Below are 17,574 nucleotides of genomic sequence, written 5' to 3'. Positions count from 1 at the left end.
TCACCGCAATTTGGCAAGTGTAAAATTAACCGACAGTTGACGCCTCGGCTGTAGTATCGCGCGCGCATGTTCCGGCTGTTCAAACATTATGTCCCGCACGCGGTCGTCTGGCTCGCGCTGATCGAATTTTGCGCACTGCTGGGCGCGGCCGAGGCGGCGTGGCACCTCTATGCGCATCAGGCGGGGTTCGACGCGGGGCCGCTGGGCGAGCGCGCGCTGCCGCTTGCCACCTTTGCTGCCGCCAACTCGCTCGCGATGATGGCGACGGGGATGTACGGCAGCGAAGGGCTGCGCTCGATGAGCTTTGCGACCGCGCGCCTGCTTGCCGCCATTTCGCTGGGCGTGATTTTCCTGTCGGTGCTGGGGTTCGCGCTGCCCACCGCGACGCTGTGGCGCGCGAACAGCCTGTATGCGATGGGGATCGCGATTGCCGCATTGTTCCTGATCCGGCTGGCGCTCACCCAGTCCGCGGGCGCCGATGCGTTTCGCCGCCGCATTCTGGTGCTGGGTGCCGGGCCCCGCGCGGCACGGCTCGCCGCGATGGCCGACACCCCGGGAAGCGGGCTCGACATGGTGGGCTTCATTGCGATGAGCGCGAACGAGACCGCCGTACCGGGCGCGGTGCCGCGGCAGGAGATCGCCAGCCTGGCCGATCATGTGGTCGCATTGAGGGCCGGCGAGGTCGTGCTGGCGCTGGAGGAAAGGCGCAAGGCGCTGCCGCTCAACGACCTGCTGCGCGTCAAGACCACGGGCGTGTATGTCAACGACATTGCGAGTTTCATCGAGCGCGAGACGGGGCGCGTCGATCTGGCGACGACCAACCCTAGCGGGCTGATCTTTTCCGACGGTTTTTCGGCGGGACAGCGGATTTCCAAGGTGGGCAAGCGCCTGTTCGACATTGCCGCGAGCCTGATCGTGCTCGTGATCGGGCTGCCGCTGATGATCGTTGCGGGGATTGCGGTCAAACTCGACAGCCGCGGACCCGTTTTTTACCGCCAGTCCCGCGTCGGGCTGTTCGGTGAGACATACAATATCGTCAAGATTCGTTCGATGCGCGTCGATGCCGAGGCGGCGGGCAAGGCGGTGTGGGCAAGCGCGAACGATCCCAGGATCACGCGCGTCGGGCGGATCATCCGTACGCTCCGCATCGACGAGCTGCCGCAGCTCTGGTGCGTGCTGAAGGGCGACATGAGTTTCGTCGGACCGCGGCCCGAACGTCCGAGCTTCGTCGCCGAACTCGAACAACAGCTTCCCTATTATGCCGAACGTCACATGGTGAAACCCGGACTGACCGGCTGGGCGCAGATCAACTATCCTTATGGCGCATCGGTCGAGGATGCCCGCGCGAAGCTGGAATATGATCTATATTACGCCAAAAACTATTCGCCGTTCCTCGACCTTTTGATCCTGCTCCAGACGGTACGCGTCGTGCTGTGGCCCGAAGGGGCGCGATAATGTCCACGCTGGGCGGCCTCTCGCAGATATTGTCGGGGATTGCGGTGGCGGGTTTCGCCGGCGCGGCGCTGTGGTTGCTGTTGCGGCCGCACGCGCGCATCGCGGCGCTGATGCCCGCGCCGCGCCTGCTCGCGTTCGCAGCGGCCGCGACCGCGCTCTGGGCGGCGGCGATGATGATCTTTACGCCCGCCGCACCGCAGGTGCTCGTGGTCCAGACGCTTCGCGACCTTGCGATGCTCATTTGGCTGGGGGCGACCTTCTGGTCGGTTCGCGCGCCGATGTCGCCGCCGTTGCGGTTGATCCTGCGGATGCTCGTGACGATTTCCCTCCTGACGCTTCTGCTGGGTGTCATCGCCTATTGGCGCGGCGGCGCGGGGGCGGGACCGTGGCTCGCGCCGACGCTGACCTTTGCCGCCATGATCGTCGCGACCGGCGGGCTGATCATGGTCGATGCCGGGGTGCGGCAGGGCGGCTCGGGGCTGCGGATGCCGGTGATGGCGGTCGCGGGCGGCTTTGCGATGCTCTGGGCCTATCAACTCAACGTCTATCTGATAGGCGCGCTGACCGGGCAAAGGGCGACGACGCTGATCGCACTGCTCCCCGCCGTGGGACTGCTCACCCTGCCGACCTACATAATCGCGGGCATGGACGTGGGGCGCGAACGGATGCGGCTGTCGCGGACCGCCGCGACGCGCACGCTCGTCCTGGTCGGCGCCGCGGCTTATCTGATTCTGATCGCCCTTACCGTCGCAATCGCGCGCGCTGCGGGCGGCGATTATGCCGAACTGGCGCAGGCGATCTCGCTCGTCGCGCTGCTCGGCGCGGCGGTCTTGATGCTCGCGTCGGCGCGGTCGCGCGCGTGGTTGTCGGTGATGATCTCGAAGCATTTTTTCGAGCATCGCTACGACTATCGCGCTGAGTGGATGCGCTTTACCGCGACGTTGGGCCAGAGCGCAAAGGACGATGAGGGCGAAGAGGACCGCAACCTTTACCGCCGCGTGGCCAAGGCACTTGCCGAATTGACCGGCAGCCCCGGCGCCCTTTTGCTGACGCCGGGCGCGGCGGGCGGATTTCGCATCGCCGAACAATGGCACTGGCCGGGCAGCGTTGCCGAGGATGCGATGCTGTCGCTGCGGTCGGCCTTCATGCTGCAGGAGACGCAGCATATCGTCGAGCTTGACGCCGAGCGGCGCGGGGAGGGAGGCGAAGATCTGGCGATCCCCGAATGGCTGCTCGCGGATATGCGCGCCTGGGTGGTCGTGCCGGTGCTGCATTTCCAGCGGATGATCGCGGTCGCTGTGCTGCATCGCCCCACGGTGTCGCGCGCGCTCGACTGGGAGGATCTCGACGTGCTGCGGATCGCCGGGCAGCAGGCGGCAAGCTATCTGGCGGAATCGCAGAGCCAGCAGGCGCTGTCCGAAGCGCGGCGCTTCGACGAGTTCAACCGCCGCTTTGCCTTCATCATGCACGACATCAAGAATTTGGCGAGCCAGCTTGGCCTGCTCGCGCGCAACGCGGAGCGACATGCCGATAACCCCGCCTTTCGTGCCGACATGACGCAAACGCTGAAGATTTCGGCGGGACGGCTTTCCGATTTGCTGATCCGCCTGTCGCCGCGCGAACGCGGGCCGGCGGCCGAGCCGGGGCGCGTGCTGATCGAAACGCTGCTGAACGACATCGCGGCCGAGGTGCGGCCGCGGCGCGAGCTGTTTGTCGGGTGCCAGGCGGGGCTTGCCGCATGGGCTGACGTCGGCTCGGTCCGGCAGATCGTCGGCCACCTAGTCGCCAATGCAATCGATGCGTCCGCGCCTGCAACACCGGTGCAGATTGTTGCCGTCGCCGAACAGGGGCGCGTGCGGATCGACGTCATCGACCAGGGCTGCGGGATGACGCGCGCGTTCATTCGTGACGAGCTGTTCAAACCCTTCGTCTCGACCAAGAATGGCGGCTTTGGGCTCGGTGCGTTCGAGGCGTTGCAGCTTGCCGAGGCGATGGGCGGCGCAATCGAGGTGGCGAGCGAGCCGAACAAGGGCAGCAATTTCACCCTGTGGCTGCCGCTCGCCGATGCGCGAAGCGGTGCGGATGTCGATGCGCGGACAATGAAGGTGGGGCAGGGATGAGCGAAGCGGCGGCGAAGCGCAAATTGCTGGTCGTCGAGGACGATCCGGGGCTGCAAACGCAGCTTAAATGGGCGTATGAAGATTATGAGGTGCTCGTCGCGGGCGACCATGACGCGGCGATCGAGCTGCTGCGCGCCGAAGAGCCCGAAGTGGTGACGCTCGACCTCGGCCTGCCGCCCGATCCCGACGGCACGCGCGAGGGGTTCCGGACGTTGCAAACCATCGTCGAGGCCAAACCCGACACCAAGGTCATCGTCGTATCAGGGCATGGCGCGCGCGCCAGCGCGCTCACCGCGATCGCGAGCGGGGCATGGGATTTCTACCAAAAGCCGATCGACATCGACGCGCTGGGACTGATCGTCGCGCGTGCCTTTCACGTCCGCGAGTTGGAGGTCGAGAATGCGCGGCTGGCAAGCCAGGGCACGAGCGACAACCGCGTGCTTGGCGGCATGATCACCGGCGCGCCCGAAATGCTGAAAGTTGCGCGCACGATCGAGCGTGTCGCGAACCTCGACGTCAGTGTGATGCTGCTCGGCGCTAGCGGGACCGGCAAGGAATTGCTCGCGCGCGGGCTGCACGAAGCGAGCGCGCGGCGCGACGGCGCGTTCGTCGCGATCAACTGCGCCGCGATCCCCGAAAATCTGCTCGAAAGCGAATTGTTCGGGCATGAGAAGGGCGCCTTCACCGGCGCGGTCAAGACCACCGAGGGGAAGATCGAGCTGGCGCATGGCGGGACGCTGTTTCTCGACGAGGTCGGCGATATTCCGCTGCCGCTGCAGGTCAAGCTGCTGCGTTTCCTGCAGGAACGCACGATCGAACGCATCGGCGGGCGCAAGGCGATCGCGGTTGATACCCGCATCGTGTGCGCGACGCACCGCGACCTCGATGCGATGATCGCCGAGCAGAGCTTTCGCGACGACCTTTATTACCGGCTTGCCGAGATGGTGGTGAAAATCCCCGCGCTCGCCGAACGGCCGGGCGACGCGGTCCTGCTCGCCCGTCATTTTCTGCATCATTACGCGCCAGAGATGAACCCCGGCGTGCGCGGCTTTGCGCCCGACGCGCTGCAGGCGATCGACGAGGGGCGCTGGCCCGGCAATGTGCGCGAACTGGAAAACCGCATCAAGCGTGCGGTCATCATGGCCGATGGCAAGCTGGTGACGCGCGACGACCTGGATTTGGCGGCGGAGGAAGGCGACGGCAAGGAAGCGTGGCTTAATTTGCGCAGCGCGCGCGAAGCGGCCGACCGCGTGGCGATCCGGCGCGCGATGATGCAGTGCGACGGCAATATCTCCCACGCTGCCAAGCTGCTCGGAATCAGCCGTCCGACGTTGTACGACCTGCTCAAACAATATCGGATGCAGGGCTGAATGGATCTTCGCCGCCTCTGGAAGCGCGCGCTGCTTGTTGCGGCGGCGACGCTCGCGGGATGCGGCGACGGCGGCGATGCGCCGCGTGCGCAGCTGGAGGCGCGCCGCGCCGCCTTGCAACAGACGATCGCGGACGATCCGTCGGCGATTGCAGAGCGCGTCGCGCTGGCGCGTGTCGCAATCATGCTCGGCGACGGAGTCGGCGCTGAGGCGGCGGTGAAGGGCGCGCTGGCCCAGGGCGCGAACGCCGCAGCGCTGCGGCCGTTGCTGGCGCGCGCGCACGTCTTGCAAGGTGACGGTCGGCGTGCGCTCGCCGTGCTCGACGAAGGGACCGTGATCCCGGAAATGCTGGGCGAGGCCGCATGGGTGGCGGGCGACGTCCATCTTGCGAACGGCGATCTGGGCCGCGCGCGCGACGCCTATGACCGCGCCGTTCACGAACTGCCGCGGAGCGCCGGGCTGTGGGTTGACGTCGCACGCTTTCGTCAGGCGAATGCCGACGCGCGCGGCGCACGCGATGCGGTCGATTATGCGATCGAGCTCGACGGCCGGAACAGCGCCGCGCTGGCGTTCAAGGCCAATCTGGTGCGGACGACCGAGGGGCTGGGGGCGTCGCTCGCCTGGTACGACAAGGCGCTCGCCGCCGATCCCGGCAATGCCGCCGCACTGATCGACCAGGCGGCGACGCTTGGCGACCTTGGCCGTTATCGCGCGATGCTGGTCGCGCTGCGCCGCGCGGCGGTGCTCGCGCCGCGCGACCCGCGGCTCTATTATATGCAGGCGGTGCTTGCCGCGCGTGCGGCCAATTATGCGCTGGCGCGCAGCCTGTTGCAGCGCACGCGCGGTGAACTTGATGCCGAGCCGGGCTTCATGCTGCTGAATGCTGTGGTCGAGCTCGAACTGGGCGGCGAGGCGGTGGCGGCGAGCTGGGCCGAACGGCTGCTGGCCGAACAGCCGCATAATTTCACAGCCCGACGCATTCTCGCGGCGGCCGAGTGGGCGGGCGGCGACCCGGATGCGGCGCTGGCCGCGTTGCGGCCGCTTGTGGCGCGGCCAGATGCCGACAGCTGGTCGCTGCTCCTCGCCGCACGCGCGACCGCGGAGCTGGGCCGCGATGGGGAATCGGCGGACTATCAGGGCCGCGCAGCGGCACTGAACCGCGGCGAAGCTGTACCTTTTGCGGTCGATGCCGATTATGGCCTGCTGGCGGCGGCGGCCGATGCGGCGCCGCTCGATCCCGTCAAGGCGGTCCCGGCGATCTCGGCCGACTTGTTGCGCGGCGATACGGCGCGCGCGATCGGGCGGGCGGCACGGCTGCGCGATGCGAATCCCGGAGTGGCCGACGCGCATATCCTGCTGGGCGATGCGGCGCTGGCGGGCGGCCGCTACGATCTGGCGATCGAGGCGTATCGCGCCGCGCGCGATCTTGATGCTGGCGAGCGCACGACCCTGCGGCTTGCGAATGCGCTTTATCGTGCGGACGATACAGCCGGGTCAGGCGCGGCGATTCTCGCGCTGCGTGACCGCCAGCCGTCGAGCATCGCCGCCGATCGCATTGCCGGGCATCTGGCGATGGACCTTGAGCATTGGGAGGCGGCGATCGGCCACTTCGACCGCATAAGGAGCCGGATCGGCGACCGCGACGCAGTCGTTCTGCGCGAACTGGCGCGCGCCTGGGCGGCAAGAGGCGACGATGCGCGCGCGCTGGCGCTGATCGATCGCGCCTATCGCCTGCAGCCTCTGAACGCGGGGATCATGGAATTATACGCGGCGCTACTGGAACGGCGCGGCAAGCGGCAGGCCGCAGCGGATCTGCGCGACAAGGCGGCGCAGATCGGGCGGTAGGGTAGATGGCGAGAAGCGACCGGAATACGACATCCTTTCCATCGTCATCCGCACCTTCGCCGGGATAACGGGCGATGATTCAATGCGCGTGCGTACCGCTGCTTGCGGTGTAGCTCGCGTAAACGCGCTGGCCGCCGGGGCCGAAGGTGATCACCTGATACGCCTCGCGGTGGCTGCCATGTTCCATGCCGGGCGATCCGATCGGCATCCCGCCGACCGCCAGGCCCTTTACCCCTTTCGGTTTTTCGCGAAGCAGGCGGGCGATGTCTTTGGCGGGGACATGGCCCTCGATCACATAGCCGCCGACAAGCACCGTGTGGCAACTGCGCAGCGCCGGCGGCACGCCCTGCTTGTCCTTGATCGCGGCCATGTCCGCCGAATTGACCACAGTGACCTTGCGGCCGAACGACGCCTTCACCTGTTCCAGCCATTTGAGGCAGCATCCGCACCCCGCGTCGCGAAACATCACCGGGTTGGCGGCATAAGCCGTTCCGACAGCGGCGATCGAAGCGGCGAACGCGAAGAGGAAACGGCGGGTGGGGGGCATGAGGCGCTCCTTGGGTCCGGTGGGCCAGAATAGCGCGGTGCGGCAAGCGCGCAAGGTGTTCAGCCCATCGGGTAGAGGATGTCCTTGCCGACCTTGTTCAGCGCTTTCATCAGATCGTCCGCCAGTACGAGTTCCTTGGCGTCCAAAATGGGTTGCAGCTGGTCATAGCTGCTGACCCCGACGATCGTGGAGGCCACGAAATCATGCTGTTTCGACCAGGCGGTTGCCATCGCCACGGGATGCAGTCCGGCCTCCTCGGCGACTTTCAGATAGCGCTCGGTCGCGGCGAGGGTCTTCTCGTTAACGAAGCGGCGTCCCATTGCCGCCTGCCGACCCTCCATCGCAAGGTAGCGCGAAAAGCGTGCGCCTTCGGGCGTCGCGCCGCCCTGATATTTGCCCGACAGAACGCCGCCCGCGAGCGGCGAATAGGGGATCAGGCTGACGCTTTCCTGCCGGCAGACCTGCGCCAGCTCATCCTCGAACCGGCGATTGTTGAGGCTGAAATTATTCTGGATCGTATGGTAACGGGCAATCCCCAGCCGTTCGGAGGCGGCCAGTGACTTCATCAGTCCCCAGCTCGTCTCGTTCGAACAGCCGAGGACACGGACCTTGCCGACGCGGACCAGCTCATCAAGCGCGTCCATCATCTCGTCATAGGGCGCGTCATGGTCGGGCCAGTGGGTCTGATAAAGATCGACATAGTCGGTCTGGAGTCGTGTCAGGCTGTCGTCGATTGCCTTCATGATATTGTGGCGGTCGAGCGCGGTCATCCCGCCGCGGCACGGCGACTTGAACCACACATGGCTCGGCCCCGATACCTTGGTCGCCATGATGATCGCGTCACGCGGCTTGGTCTTCATCCAGCGCCCGACGATCTCTTCGGTCCGGCCGACCCATTTGACATCGGGCGGCACCGGATAGCCTTCGGCGGTGTCGTAGAAGCTGATCCCCTCGTCGAAACAGCGATCGAGGATGCGATGCGCTTCGGCTTCGTCGGTCTGGCTGCCGAAGGTCATCGTTCCCATGCAGATGTCGGACACATGGATGGCGCTGTTTCCGAGGCGACGGCTTTGCATGGCTCTTTTCTCCGTTCAGGAAGGGGAGCGCCGTCTTTAGGTTGCGGAAAGCAACCTTGCAATCAGATCAGCAGTGCGAGCGAACCGACGAGCAAGGCGGCCATCGTCCAGTTGAACGCCTTGAGCCGCGCCGGGCTCGACAGCCAGCGGCGCAGCGATACGCCCATCACCGCCCACAGGCTGGTCGAGGGGAGGTTGATGATGCCGAAGATCACGGCCACCAGAACCACCGCGCCCAGATTGCGGTCGGGGGCGTAAAGCGCGATTGCCGTCAGCGCCATCGACCAGGCCTTCGGATTCACCCACTGGAACAGCACCGCCTGGAAAAAGCTCATCGGCTTGCCGCGCGCTATGCCTGTCGTGTCGGGCGCGGCGGCGTTTGCAATCTTCCACGCGAGCCAGAGCAGATAGACGATACTGACCACCTTGAGCACGGTATTGAGTACGGGGAAGAGGTCGAACAGCCCCATCAGTCCGACCCCGACCAGGATGATCATCAGCGTGAAGCCGATGCCAACGCCAAGGGCGTGCGGCACGGTGCGGCGCAGCCCGAAATTGGCGCCCGACGCCATCAGCATCATATTGTTCGGTCCCGGCGTGATCGACGAAACAAGGGCAAAGGCGGCCAGCGCCGCAAAGCTGGTCTGGTTCATGCGCGCAATATAATGCGCTTCGGCGCGCTACGGATTGCAAAAATGGGCTGCATTGCGATAGATTATGCAATCCATGATCAAGATAGACGCCATTGGTCGCAAGATATTGCACGAACTGTCGCGCGATGGGCGAATCTCCAACCTCGAGCTCGCCGACCGTGTCGGGCTGTCACCGTCGGCGTGCCTGCGCCGCGTGCAGGAACTTGAACGTAGCGGCGTGATCAAGGGCTATCGCGCGGTAATCGACCCCGCAAGGCTCGGCCTGACCTTCCTTGCCTATGTCACGGTCGGCCTGTCGTCGCACACGAAGAAATCGCAAGCCGATTTCGAGGCGGCGATGGCGGAAGCGCCAGAGGTGCGCGAATGCCACAATATCACCGGCACGATCGAATATCTGCTGCGCGTCGAGACCGAGGATCTCGCATCCTACAAGCATTTCCATACCGAAGTGCTCGGCGTGCTGCCGCAGGTGCATTCGATCACCACCTATGTGCTCATGGATTCGCCGAAAGACGAGCGGGCGTAGTTTTTCTTCGCGTCGCCCGCGAAGGGGTGCGCTTGAACCGGCGCGGCGCCCACCGCATATCGGTTTCATGACGAAACTCTCCTTCCTCGACCTCGTGCCCGTTACCGACACCGGCACGGTCGCAGAGTCGCTTGACAATGCCGCCGATCTGGCCCGCCACGCCGAAGCGCTGGGCTATCATCGCTATTGGGTCGCCGAGCATCACGGCATGACAGGCATCGCCAGCGCCGCAACCTCTGTGGTGCTGGCACATATCGGACAGGCGACCTCGACGATCCGTATCGGCGCGGGCGGGGTCATGCTGCCCAACCACGCGCCGATGGTGATTGCCGAGCAGTTCGGGACGCTGGAGGCGTTGTTTCCGGGGCGTGTCGATCTGGGCCTCGGCCGTGCGCCGGGGTCGGATCAGCGCGTCGCACAGGCCCTGCGACGGAACCTTGCGAGCGACGAGCGGCAGTTTCCGCAGGATGTCCTCGAATTGCAGGCTTTTCTTGCCGGTGACGAGCGCCTCGGCATCCGCGCGGTGCCGGGCGAGGGGGCGAATGTTCCGCTCTGGATCCTGGGCTCAAGCCTGTTTGGGGCGCAACTGGCAGCGATGCTGGGGCTGCCCTATGCCTTCGCCAGCCATTTCGCACCCGACGCGCTTGACGAGGCGCTCGACATCTATCGCCGCCAGTTCAAACCTTCGGCGCAGCTTGCCGAGCCTTACGCCGTTGCCGCATTCAACGCCTTCGCGGCCGACACGCGTGAGGAGGCCGCACTGCTCGCGAGCTCGCAGCAACAGGCGTTCGTCGCGCTGCGTACGGGCAATCCCGGCAAGATGAAGCCGCCGCTCGCGGGTTACAAGGACAGCCTGCCGCCCAATGCGCGCGCGATCCTAGACCATGTGCTGCAATGTTCGGCGGTCGGCACGGCCGACGACATCACCGCGGGGCTCAAAGCCTTTGTCGCGCGCACGGGGGTCGACGAGGTGATCATCGCGTCGTCGATATACGACCATGACGCGCGCAAGCATTCGCTCGAGCTCACGATAAGGGCGGCCAAGGGCCTTTAAACGGGGCCATCCGAAGGCTCTGGCCGGAAACTGAGGCTGGCGAGCCGCCATTCGGCGTCGGAGCCCATCAGTTCCACTGCGGTCGGAATCGTCGGCGGCGACGGACAGTCGACTTCGGCCGCGATATAACGCCCGGTTTCGCGCAGCCTAACATCGACATCGCCGAAGCGCTCCTTCAGCGCTGTGATCAGCGCGGTGTCATCGTCCGACAGCGCGTTCGAATCGAGCGCGCGCGGCGTCCCGTCGAGCAGTTCGGCGACCGCCTGCTCGAGCGCGCCGGTCGCATCCTTGCCGATCGACAGCGCAATGAAAAGCGCCGCGGCGGCGTCGGCCCACCACCAGCCCAAGGCGATGCCGAGAATGCCGGCGATCCCCGCCAGCCCTGTCTGCCAGTCGGCCTTTTGCATCAGCGCGTCGGTGTGGAGGACCTTGTCCTTGATCCGTTCGGCGACCGGCTGCTTGAGCCACCCGAGAATCACGGGCGGGACGACCGAATAGGCCAGCGCGGCCAGCATCAGCCAGCCGAGCCAGATCGTGTGCCCGAGCAGCGTGATCCCGCCCACGGTCGGATGCTCCTGCCGCAGCAGCGTCGAGATGCTTTCATAGGCCAGGAACGCGCCGACCGAGAGCAACGCTGTCGCGGCAACGAGGAAGGCAAGGCTGTTCGCACGGCGATAGCCGAAGGGAAAGCGCGCATTCGGCGCCCGGCGTTCCCAACGCGCCGCAAGCAGGAAAACGATTGCGGGGATGAGGCTCAGCAAATCCTCAATCACCGCCGCCTTCATCGCCTGGCTGGCGCCCATCACCAGCCACATGACGAGCACCACGCTCCCCATCCAGCCGAGCGTCCACCATTCGAGCCGCTCGCCGCGGCGGACATCGGCCGCGATTGCGGGCGGGATGCCGCCATGCAGGCTCATTTCGCGCTCTGTGCGACAGCGCGATCGGTCGCGAGAATCAGGGCGTTTTCGCCGTTGCGCCGCGCGATGCGCAATATGGGTTGTCGGCTATCCACGGGTTCGGCCTGTCCGACGGGTTTCGAAAGCGAGATGTTGGCCATCCATGGCGACGTTTTGGCGAAATGGCCGACGACGGCATCGAGTTCGCCATCCTCCAGCCGCCGCAGGGCATGTTCGCCCGAAAGGTTTACGATGGCCAGTTGCGCGTCATGCCGCCTTGCATGATTGCCGAGGAGGGAGAGGGCGGGGCTGGCGTCGTGGGTTCCCGGAAGGACTGCAACGCGCATCGCCCCTTCGCGCGCAATTCGTTCGGTGGTCCCCGCGGCGTCGCGCGGCAGCGCGTTGCATCCGGCGAGTGCCGTGACAAGGACAAGCGAGGTGAGCACGCGATTCATCGTTCCGCGAACGCCGCAGCCTGGCCTTGGTTGCACGGCCAGCACCCATGTTGACGCGGCTCTGGGCGCGGCGGTATAGGGGCGGTCCGACCAAGGGCGGCCCATCCGGGGTCGCCTTTTTACTTTTGCCTGAAAGGTGCCCGACATGTCGATCACGCCGCTGATGCCCGTTTACCCCCGGTGCGCTGTGCGTCCGGTGCGAGGCGAGGGGGCCTATCTGATCGGCGAGCGCGGCGAACGCTATCTCGATTTCGCGAGCGGCATCGCGGTCAATCTCCTCGGGCACGGCCACCCGCATCTGACCAAGGCGATCCAGGATCAGGCCGCGACGCTGATGCACGTGTCGAACCTCTACGGCAGCCCGCAGGGCGAAGCCTTTGCGCAGCGGCTGGTCGACAATACGTTCGCCGACACGGTCTTTTTCACCAACTCGGGCGCCGAGGCGGTCGAGTGCGCGATCAAGACCGCGCGCGCTTATCATTCGAGCGCGGGCAATCCCGAAAAGCACACGCTGATTACGTTCAATAACGCGTTCCACGGCCGGACCCTCGGCACAATTTCGGCGACCAATCAGGAGAAGCTGCGCAAGGGGTTCGACCCGCTGCTGCCGGGCTTTGCCTATGCGCCGTTCGACGACCTCAACGCCGCGCTCGACCTCGTTGACGACAACACTGCCGGGTTCCTGATCGAACCGGTGCAGGGCGAGGGTGGCATTCGTCCCGCGTCGCAGCCCTTCCTGCAGGCGCTGCGCGACATCTGCAACGAACGCGACCTGATGCTGGTGTTCGACGAGGTGCAGTGCGGTGTCGCGCGCACGGGCACGCTTTACGCCTATGAACAATATGGAATCGCACCCGACATCATGGCGACCGCCAAGGGGATCGGTGGCGGATTCCCGCTCGGCGCGTGCCTCGCGACCGAAAAGGCCGCGCGCGGCATGGTGATTGGCACCCATGGATCGACCTATGGCGGCAACCCACTTGCCATGGCGGCGGGGCAGGCTGTGTTCGACGTCATCCTGGAGGACGGTTTTCTCGAGTCGGTCAAGGCCACCGGCGAGCGGCTGCGCGGTGCGCTCGAACAACTCATTCCGAATCACGACCAACTGTTCGAAAGCGTGCGCGGCATGGGGCTGATGCTGGGCGTCAAGATGCGGTCGGACAGCCGCGCGTTCGTCGCGCATCTGCGGGACAATCACGGGCTGCTCACCGTCGCGGCGGGCGATAATGTCGTGCGCGTGCTGCCGCCGCTCAACATCGAACAGTCGCACATCGACGAATTTGTCGAAAAACTGTCGGCGGGCGCGGCGAGCTATACGCCGCCCGAAGCGTAATGCGGCATTTCCTGAATCTCGCCGATGCGGGCGGCGACGCCGTCGCGGCGATGCTCGCCGACGCGCTCGACCGCAAGGCGGCGCGGGCGGAGTGGCCGAAGGCGCGGGTCGACGCCGACAATCCGCTCGCCGATCATGTGCTGGCGATGGTGTTCGAGAAAAATTCGACGCGCACGCGCGCGTCGTTCGACATCGCGATCCGCCAATTGGGCGGGGTGCCGATGATCCTCGACGCCGGAACTACGCAGCTCGGCCGTGGCGAAACGATTGCCGACACCGCGCGCGTGCTGTCCCGCTACGCCGACGTGATCATGATTCGTACCGACGATCATGCCAAGGCCGAAGAACTGGCCGAACATGCCAGCGTTCCCGTGATCAACGGGCTCACCGACCTGTCGCATCCGTGCCAGATCGTTGCCGACCTGCTCACCATCGTCGAAGGCGGGAAGGCGCTGCCGGGGCTCGAACTCGCATGGCTCGGCGACGGCAATAATGTGCTCGCGTCGCTGATCGAGGCGGCAGGACTGTTCGGCTTCAACGTGCGCGCGGGGGTTCCACAGGGTTATGAACCCGACGCCGCGTTCGTCGAAGCCGCGCGCGCCAGGGGCGCGCGGATCGACATTGTCCGCGACGCGCGCGAGGCCGTTGCGGGCGCCGACCTGGTCGTCACCGATACCTGGGTGTCGATGGGGCAGGACCATGCGCACAACAAGATTGCAGCGATGGCGCCCTTTCAGGTCGACGAACGCCTGATGGCGGGGGCAAAGGCCGACGCGCTCTTCCTCCACTGCCTGCCCGCGCACCGCGGCGAAGAGGTGGTCGATGCGGTGATCGACGGCGCGCAGTCGCGCGTCTGGGACGAGGCGGAGAATCGCGTCCATGCACAGAAATCGATCCTCCTTTGGGCGCTGGGCAAGCTGTGAGGCCGCAGGCGTGAGCGAAACGATCGAAACCTGGTTCGACCAGCCGCTGCTTTTCACGATCGCCGAGCGGCACGTGCGCGGGCGCCTGGTGCGGCTTGGACCCGTGCTGAACAAGATCATCGCAGCGCACAGCTATCCGCCGGCTGCCGAAAAACTGCTCGCCGAGGCGCTGGTGCTCACCGTGCTGCTCGGATCGACGCTGAAGACCGAGGGCAGCCAGCTGACGCTCCAGGCGCAGACCGGGGGCGGTCCGGTCGAATTGCTCGTATGCGATTACAAGTCGGGGGAGCTGCGCGGCTATCTGAAATTTGACAGCGAACGGCTGGCCGAGGTCGGATCCGATCCGACCCTGTTTGCTCTGTTCGGCGAAGGTTTCCTGGCGATCACGTTCGATCAGGCCGCGACGGGCGAGCGCTATCAGGGCATCGTCCCGCTCGAAGGGTCGTCGATTGGCGATGCCGCCGAACATTATTTCGAACAGTCGGAACAGATACCCAGCCTGATCCGCCTGGCCGCGCGCCACGATGCCGAAGCGGGCTGCGTCGCGGGCGGGCTGCTGCTTCAGCATCTGCCCGAAGGCGAGGTCGGGCGTGACCGGCTGCACGTGCGCCACGATCATCCCGAATGGGACCATGCGAGGACGATCGCCGCGACGCTGCGCGATGACGAACTGACCGATCCGGCGACATCGCTCGAGACGCTGGCGTGGCGCCTTTTTCACGAAGACGAGGTACGCGTCGAGCCGGGGGCGCCGGTATCGCGCGGCTGCCGGTGCAGCGTGGATTATTTCGCCGGTGTCCTGGCGCAATTCCCCGAAGCTGAGCGCGCCGAGATGGCCGACGATCAGGGAGCAATCGTCGTCGATTGCGCCTTCTGCTCGCGCTTTTTCCCCATTCCGCTCGACGAGATCGCGGGACATAATCCGCCGGCTTAGGCTGGCCTCGCTGTCGGCGGCGGCGACGAGCCGAGCCAATCGGGCGCCAAGCGGTTGAAATCACGCGGGCGTATTGCTAGATTAGCACAGAGCTGGGTCGCAATCCGTCGCTCACGCGACCAATGGACAGGTGGAATGGCGATCTTCTCTCTCTCTATGCGACTTTCCGTGACGACGCTCGCTTTGGCCACTGCGAGCGCGGTCCCTGCGCAAGCGCCGTCGCTGGCGATGCTCGACCGGCTGGAAAAGGGCAATTGGCAACTTCGTGAGCGCGGCACGGCCACCGTCGTGCAGACGCTGTGCATCGGGGACGCGCGCCGCCTGATCCAGCTGCACCATCCGCGTGGGAGTTGTTCGCGCTATGTGATCGAGGACCAGGCCGACGCCGTGACGGTACATTATACGTGCCCCGGCGCCGGGCACGGCCGCACGACCATCCGCAGCGAAACGAACCGGTTGGTCCAGATCGACACACAGGGCATCGCCGAAGGCCGTCCCTTTTCCCAGGCGATCGAAGCGCGCCGTGTTGGGGCCTGCTAAGCGAACCGCTTGTTAACCATTTTCGTCTAGGACCGAACGCGCGGCATACCGATGTGTGCCCTTCTCCCTGAAGGCGTTCGCGCCGAACTGGGCCGTACGGCGCACAGCCTTGCGGCCCATTTCTTTGGCTCGGCGCGGCCCTTGCGCGCGCCGCAGGCGGGGCCTATCTGGCGCCGATGCAGAATATGTCCGGAAAATCGGTGATCGTCCTCTTGTCGGGCGGGCTCGACTCGATGGTTTGCGCGGGGCTGGCACGCGAAGCCGGCGCGCGGATCGTTGCATTGACGATCGACTATAACCAGCGTCACCGTGTCGAGCTGGAATCGGCCGCGCGGATTGCCGAAGATGTCGGCGCCGCCGAACATATCGTGCTGCCGCTCGACCTTCGCCGGTTCGGCGGTTCGGCGCTAACCGATGACATCGATGTGCCCAAGGACGGGGTGGGAGCCGACATTCCGGTCACCTATGTGCCCGCGCGCAACCTCATCTTTCTTTCGTTAACGCTGGGACTGGCGGAGGCGCGGCACGCCGAGGACATCGTGATCGGGGTCAACGCACTCGATTATTCGGGCTATCCCGATTGCCGTCCCGAATTTATCGCGGGGTTCGAGAAACTCGCCGCGCTCGCGACGCGCGACGGTGATCAGGGCGTTCAGTTCAACATTCATGCGCCGCTTCAACATATGACGAAGGCCGACATCGCCGCCGAGGCAGCGCGGCTCGGCATGGATGCGGCGATGAGCTGGTCCTGCTATGATCCGACGCCCGAGGGGCTGCACTGCGGCGCGTGCGACAGTTGCCGTTTGCGCAGCAAGGGCTTTGCCGACGCTCGGCTCGCCGACCCGACGCGCTACGCCTGACCAATGGCTTACGCGGTCAAAGAGATTTTCCTCACCCTGCAAGGGGAGGGCGCGCAGGCGGGTCGCCGCGCGGTCTTTTGCCGCTTCGCCGGGTGCAATTTGTGGACGGGACGCGAGCAGGATCGCGCGAAGGCCATCTGCCAATTCTGCGACACCGATTTTGTCGGCACCGACGGAACGCTCGGCGGCAAGTATCGCGATGCGGGCGCGCTCGCCGATGTCATTGCCGAAAGCTGGGGGGCGGGCGCCGACGATCGTTATGTCGTGCTGACCGGCGGCGAGCCGATGCTGCAAGTCGACGATGCGCTGATCGACGCGCTTCATGCGCGCGGTTTCGCGGTCGCGATCGAAAGCAACGGAACGCTGCCCATCCCGCGCAGTATCGACTGGATTTGCGTGAGCCCGAAAGCGGGCAGCGAACTGGTGCAATTGAGCGGCGACGAACTCAAACTGGTATGGCCGCAGCCCGGCAGCGATGTGGCGAGGCTCGCCAAGCTCGATTTCCGGCACCGGCTCGTGCAGCCGCTCGACGATCCGAACGCCGCGGCCAATGTCCAGGCGTGCATCGATCTGGTGATGGACGATCCGCGCTGGCGCCTGTCGCTTCAGACGCACAAGAGCCTGGGGCTGCGCTGATCCTATTCGGCCTTTTTGGCGGCGCTGGATGGCGCCGCCTTTTTTGCAGCGGGCATGTCCACCGCCTCCGGATTCTCGTCGGCTTCCGCCGCGGGCACGGGTTCGGTCGCGTTCTCGCCCTTTTCGTCCGTTTCGCTGCCCTTCTTTGCGGTGCCGTCGTCGGGAACGCTGTTGTCGATCGCCGTGCCGTCGCCCGTTGCATCGTCGAGGATGATCATCGAATCGCTGATCGATCCCGGCTGAACCTCGACCGCGTCGAGCTTGGTCGTCGATTTGCCGCCATTGTCACCTCCCCCGCACGCGGCGAGCGAAAGCAGGGCGAGCGAAACGAATGAAGTGCGCGTCATG

18 protein-coding genes are annotated in these 17,574 nt (G+C 65.6%); 12 read left to right on the top strand and 6 right to left on the bottom strand.

From position 1 onward, the window contains the following. Positions 1-66: 66 nt before the first annotated feature. From RIA72_RS09480 to RIA72_RS09465, 4 genes are read left to right on the top strand one after another with little or no spacing between them, the layout of a single operon-like run. Positions 67-1,455, top strand: a complete 1,389-nt coding sequence (locus RIA72_RS09480) for a TIGR03013 family XrtA/PEP-CTERM system glycosyltransferase (protein WP_350031938.1) — start codon at positions 67-69, stop codon at positions 1,453-1,455. Then, positions 1,455-3,575 carry an XrtA/PEP-CTERM system histidine kinase PrsK gene (gene prsK, locus RIA72_RS09475; protein ID WP_350031937.1) on the top strand — a complete coding sequence of 707 codons (2,121 nt, stop codon included), beginning with the start codon at positions 1,455-1,457 and terminating at the stop codon, positions 3,573-3,575. The genes RIA72_RS09480 and prsK overlap by 1 nt, the downstream gene beginning before the upstream one ends. After that, positions 3,572-4,945, top strand: coding sequence for a PEP-CTERM-box response regulator transcription factor (prsR, locus tag RIA72_RS09470; protein WP_350031936.1), 1,374 nt, complete (start codon positions 3,572-3,574; stop codon positions 4,943-4,945). Before prsK ends, prsR begins: the two co-directional genes overlap by 4 nt. Next, complete coding sequence (locus RIA72_RS09465) at positions 4,946-6,790, top strand: tetratricopeptide repeat protein (protein WP_350031935.1); 1,845 nt, start codon at positions 4,946-4,948, stop codon at positions 6,788-6,790. Between the two features lie 79 nt (positions 6,791-6,869). Here RIA72_RS09465 and RIA72_RS09460 read toward each other — a convergent pair whose 3' ends face one another. From RIA72_RS09460 to RIA72_RS09450, 3 genes are all read right to left on the bottom strand, one after another. After that, positions 6,870-7,337 carry a DUF411 domain-containing protein gene (locus RIA72_RS09460; RefSeq protein WP_350031934.1) on the bottom strand — a complete coding sequence of 156 codons (468 nt, stop codon included), beginning with the start codon at positions 7,335-7,337 and terminating at the stop codon, positions 6,870-6,872. 59 nt (positions 7,338-7,396) lie between these two features. Next, positions 7,397-8,413 carry an aldo/keto reductase gene (locus RIA72_RS09455; protein ID WP_350031933.1) on the bottom strand — a complete coding sequence of 339 codons (1,017 nt, stop codon included), beginning with the start codon at positions 8,411-8,413 and terminating at the stop codon, positions 7,397-7,399. Between the two features lie 62 nt (positions 8,414-8,475). Next, the gene (locus RIA72_RS09450; protein ID WP_350031932.1) at positions 8,476-9,066 is read right to left on the bottom strand and encodes a LysE family translocator; all 591 of its coding nucleotides are present in this window, start codon (positions 9,064-9,066) and stop codon (positions 8,476-8,478) included. Positions 9,067-9,139: 73 nt separating this feature from the next. Between RIA72_RS09450 and RIA72_RS09445 the strand changes: the two genes are divergently transcribed. After that, positions 9,140-9,592 carry an Lrp/AsnC family transcriptional regulator gene (locus tag RIA72_RS09445; RefSeq protein WP_350031931.1) on the top strand — a complete coding sequence of 151 codons (453 nt, stop codon included), beginning with the start codon at positions 9,140-9,142 and terminating at the stop codon, positions 9,590-9,592. A 67-nt stretch (positions 9,593-9,659) separates the two neighbouring features. Next, positions 9,660-10,646 carry an LLM class flavin-dependent oxidoreductase gene (locus RIA72_RS09440; protein WP_350031930.1) on the top strand — a complete coding sequence of 329 codons (987 nt, stop codon included), beginning with the start codon at positions 9,660-9,662 and terminating at the stop codon, positions 10,644-10,646. Here RIA72_RS09440 and RIA72_RS09435 read toward each other — a convergent pair. Then, positions 10,643-11,566, bottom strand: coding sequence for a cation diffusion facilitator family transporter (locus RIA72_RS09435; protein WP_350031929.1), 924 nt, complete (start codon positions 11,564-11,566; stop codon positions 10,643-10,645). The genes RIA72_RS09440 and RIA72_RS09435 overlap by 4 nt on opposite strands. Continuing rightward, positions 11,563-12,000, bottom strand: coding sequence for a hypothetical protein (locus tag RIA72_RS09430; protein WP_350031928.1), 438 nt, complete (start codon positions 11,998-12,000; stop codon positions 11,563-11,565). Before RIA72_RS09430 ends, RIA72_RS09435 begins: the two co-directional genes overlap by 4 nt. Before the next feature lie 145 nt (positions 12,001-12,145). Between RIA72_RS09430 and RIA72_RS09425 the strand changes: the two genes are divergently transcribed. The 6 genes from RIA72_RS09425 to queE all read left to right on the top strand — a co-directional run bounded on the left by RIA72_RS09425 (position 12,146) and on the right by queE (position 17,226). Next, positions 12,146-13,333 carry an aspartate aminotransferase family protein gene (locus RIA72_RS09425; protein WP_350031927.1) on the top strand — a complete coding sequence of 396 codons (1,188 nt, stop codon included), beginning with the start codon at positions 12,146-12,148 and terminating at the stop codon, positions 13,331-13,333. Then, a complete protein-coding gene (gene argF / locus RIA72_RS09420) occupies positions 13,333-14,256 on the top strand; it encodes an ornithine carbamoyltransferase (RefSeq protein ID WP_350031926.1) in 924 nt (307 codons plus the stop codon). Before RIA72_RS09425 ends, argF begins: the two co-directional genes overlap by 1 nt. Before the next feature lie 10 nt (positions 14,257-14,266). Beyond that, a complete protein-coding gene (gene hslO, locus RIA72_RS09415; protein ID WP_350031925.1) occupies positions 14,267-15,190 on the top strand; it encodes an Hsp33 family molecular chaperone HslO in 924 nt (307 codons plus the stop codon). Between the two features lie 135 nt (positions 15,191-15,325). Next, positions 15,326-15,730, top strand: coding sequence for a DUF3617 domain-containing protein (locus tag RIA72_RS09410; protein WP_350031924.1), 405 nt, complete (start codon positions 15,326-15,328; stop codon positions 15,728-15,730). A 176-nt stretch (positions 15,731-15,906) separates the two neighbouring features. Then, positions 15,907-16,590 carry a 7-cyano-7-deazaguanine synthase QueC gene (queC, locus tag RIA72_RS09405; RefSeq protein WP_502957950.1) on the top strand — a complete coding sequence of 228 codons (684 nt, stop codon included), beginning with the start codon at positions 15,907-15,909 and terminating at the stop codon, positions 16,588-16,590. 3 nt (positions 16,591-16,593) lie between these two features. Then, the gene (gene queE / locus RIA72_RS09400) at positions 16,594-17,226 is read left to right on the top strand and encodes a 7-carboxy-7-deazaguanine synthase (protein ID WP_350031922.1); all 633 of its coding nucleotides are present in this window, start codon (positions 16,594-16,596) and stop codon (positions 17,224-17,226) included. Between the two features lie 2 nt (positions 17,227-17,228). Here queE and RIA72_RS09395 read toward each other — a convergent pair whose 3' ends face one another. Beyond that, positions 17,229-17,573: a hypothetical protein gene (locus RIA72_RS09395; RefSeq protein ID WP_350031921.1), complete on the bottom strand. Its 345-nt coding sequence runs from the start codon at positions 17,571-17,573 to the stop codon at positions 17,229-17,231. Position 17,574: the final 1 nt, after the last annotated feature.

This window comes from Sphingopyxis sp. (assembly GCF_040216815.1).
GTDB lineage: Bacteria > Pseudomonadota > Alphaproteobacteria > Sphingomonadales > Sphingomonadaceae > Sphingopyxis.
The sequence above is the reverse complement of the archived record's forward strand: the minus strand, read 5'-3'. Positions and strand labels throughout refer to the sequence as shown.

Bases quoted from the DNA above. Each gene is read 5' to 3' on its own strand.
- RIA72_RS09480 (WP_350031938.1), top strand. From the start codon at position 67: ATGTTCCGGCTGTTCAAACATTATGTCCCGCACGCGGTCGTCTGGCTC.
- prsK (WP_350031937.1), top strand. From the start codon at position 1,455: ATGTCCACGCTGGGCGGCCTCTCGCAGATATTGTCGGGGATTGCGGTG.
- prsR (WP_350031936.1), top strand. From the start codon at position 3,572: ATGAGCGAAGCGGCGGCGAAGCGCAAATTGCTGGTCGTCGAGGACGAT.
- RIA72_RS09465 (WP_350031935.1), top strand. From the start codon at position 4,946: ATGGATCTTCGCCGCCTCTGGAAGCGCGCGCTGCTTGTTGCGGCGGCG.
- RIA72_RS09460 (WP_350031934.1), bottom strand. From the start codon at position 7,337: ATGCCCCCCACCCGCCGTTTCCTCTTCGCGTTCGCCGCTTCGATCGCC.
- RIA72_RS09455 (WP_350031933.1), bottom strand. From the start codon at position 8,413: ATGCAAAGCCGTCGCCTCGGAAACAGCGCCATCCATGTGTCCGACATC.
- RIA72_RS09450 (WP_350031932.1), bottom strand. From the start codon at position 9,066: ATGAACCAGACCAGCTTTGCGGCGCTGGCCGCCTTTGCCCTTGTTTCG.
- RIA72_RS09445 (WP_350031931.1), top strand. From the start codon at position 9,140: ATGATCAAGATAGACGCCATTGGTCGCAAGATATTGCACGAACTGTCG.
- RIA72_RS09440 (WP_350031930.1), top strand. From the start codon at position 9,660: ATGACGAAACTCTCCTTCCTCGACCTCGTGCCCGTTACCGACACCGGC.
- RIA72_RS09435 (WP_350031929.1), bottom strand. From the start codon at position 11,566: ATGAGCCTGCATGGCGGCATCCCGCCCGCAATCGCGGCCGATGTCCGC.
- RIA72_RS09430 (WP_350031928.1), bottom strand. From the start codon at position 12,000: ATGAATCGCGTGCTCACCTCGCTTGTCCTTGTCACGGCACTCGCCGGA.
- RIA72_RS09425 (WP_350031927.1), top strand. From the start codon at position 12,146: ATGTCGATCACGCCGCTGATGCCCGTTTACCCCCGGTGCGCTGTGCGT.
- argF (WP_350031926.1), top strand. From the start codon at position 13,333: ATGCGGCATTTCCTGAATCTCGCCGATGCGGGCGGCGACGCCGTCGCG.
- RIA72_RS09410 (WP_350031924.1), top strand. From the start codon at position 15,326: ATGGCGATCTTCTCTCTCTCTATGCGACTTTCCGTGACGACGCTCGCT.
- queC (WP_502957950.1), top strand. From the start codon at position 15,907: ATGCAGAATATGTCCGGAAAATCGGTGATCGTCCTCTTGTCGGGCGGG.
- queE (WP_350031922.1), top strand. From the start codon at position 16,594: ATGGCTTACGCGGTCAAAGAGATTTTCCTCACCCTGCAAGGGGAGGGC.
- RIA72_RS09395 (WP_350031921.1), bottom strand. From the start codon at position 17,573: ATGACGCGCACTTCATTCGTTTCGCTCGCCCTGCTTTCGCTCGCCGCG.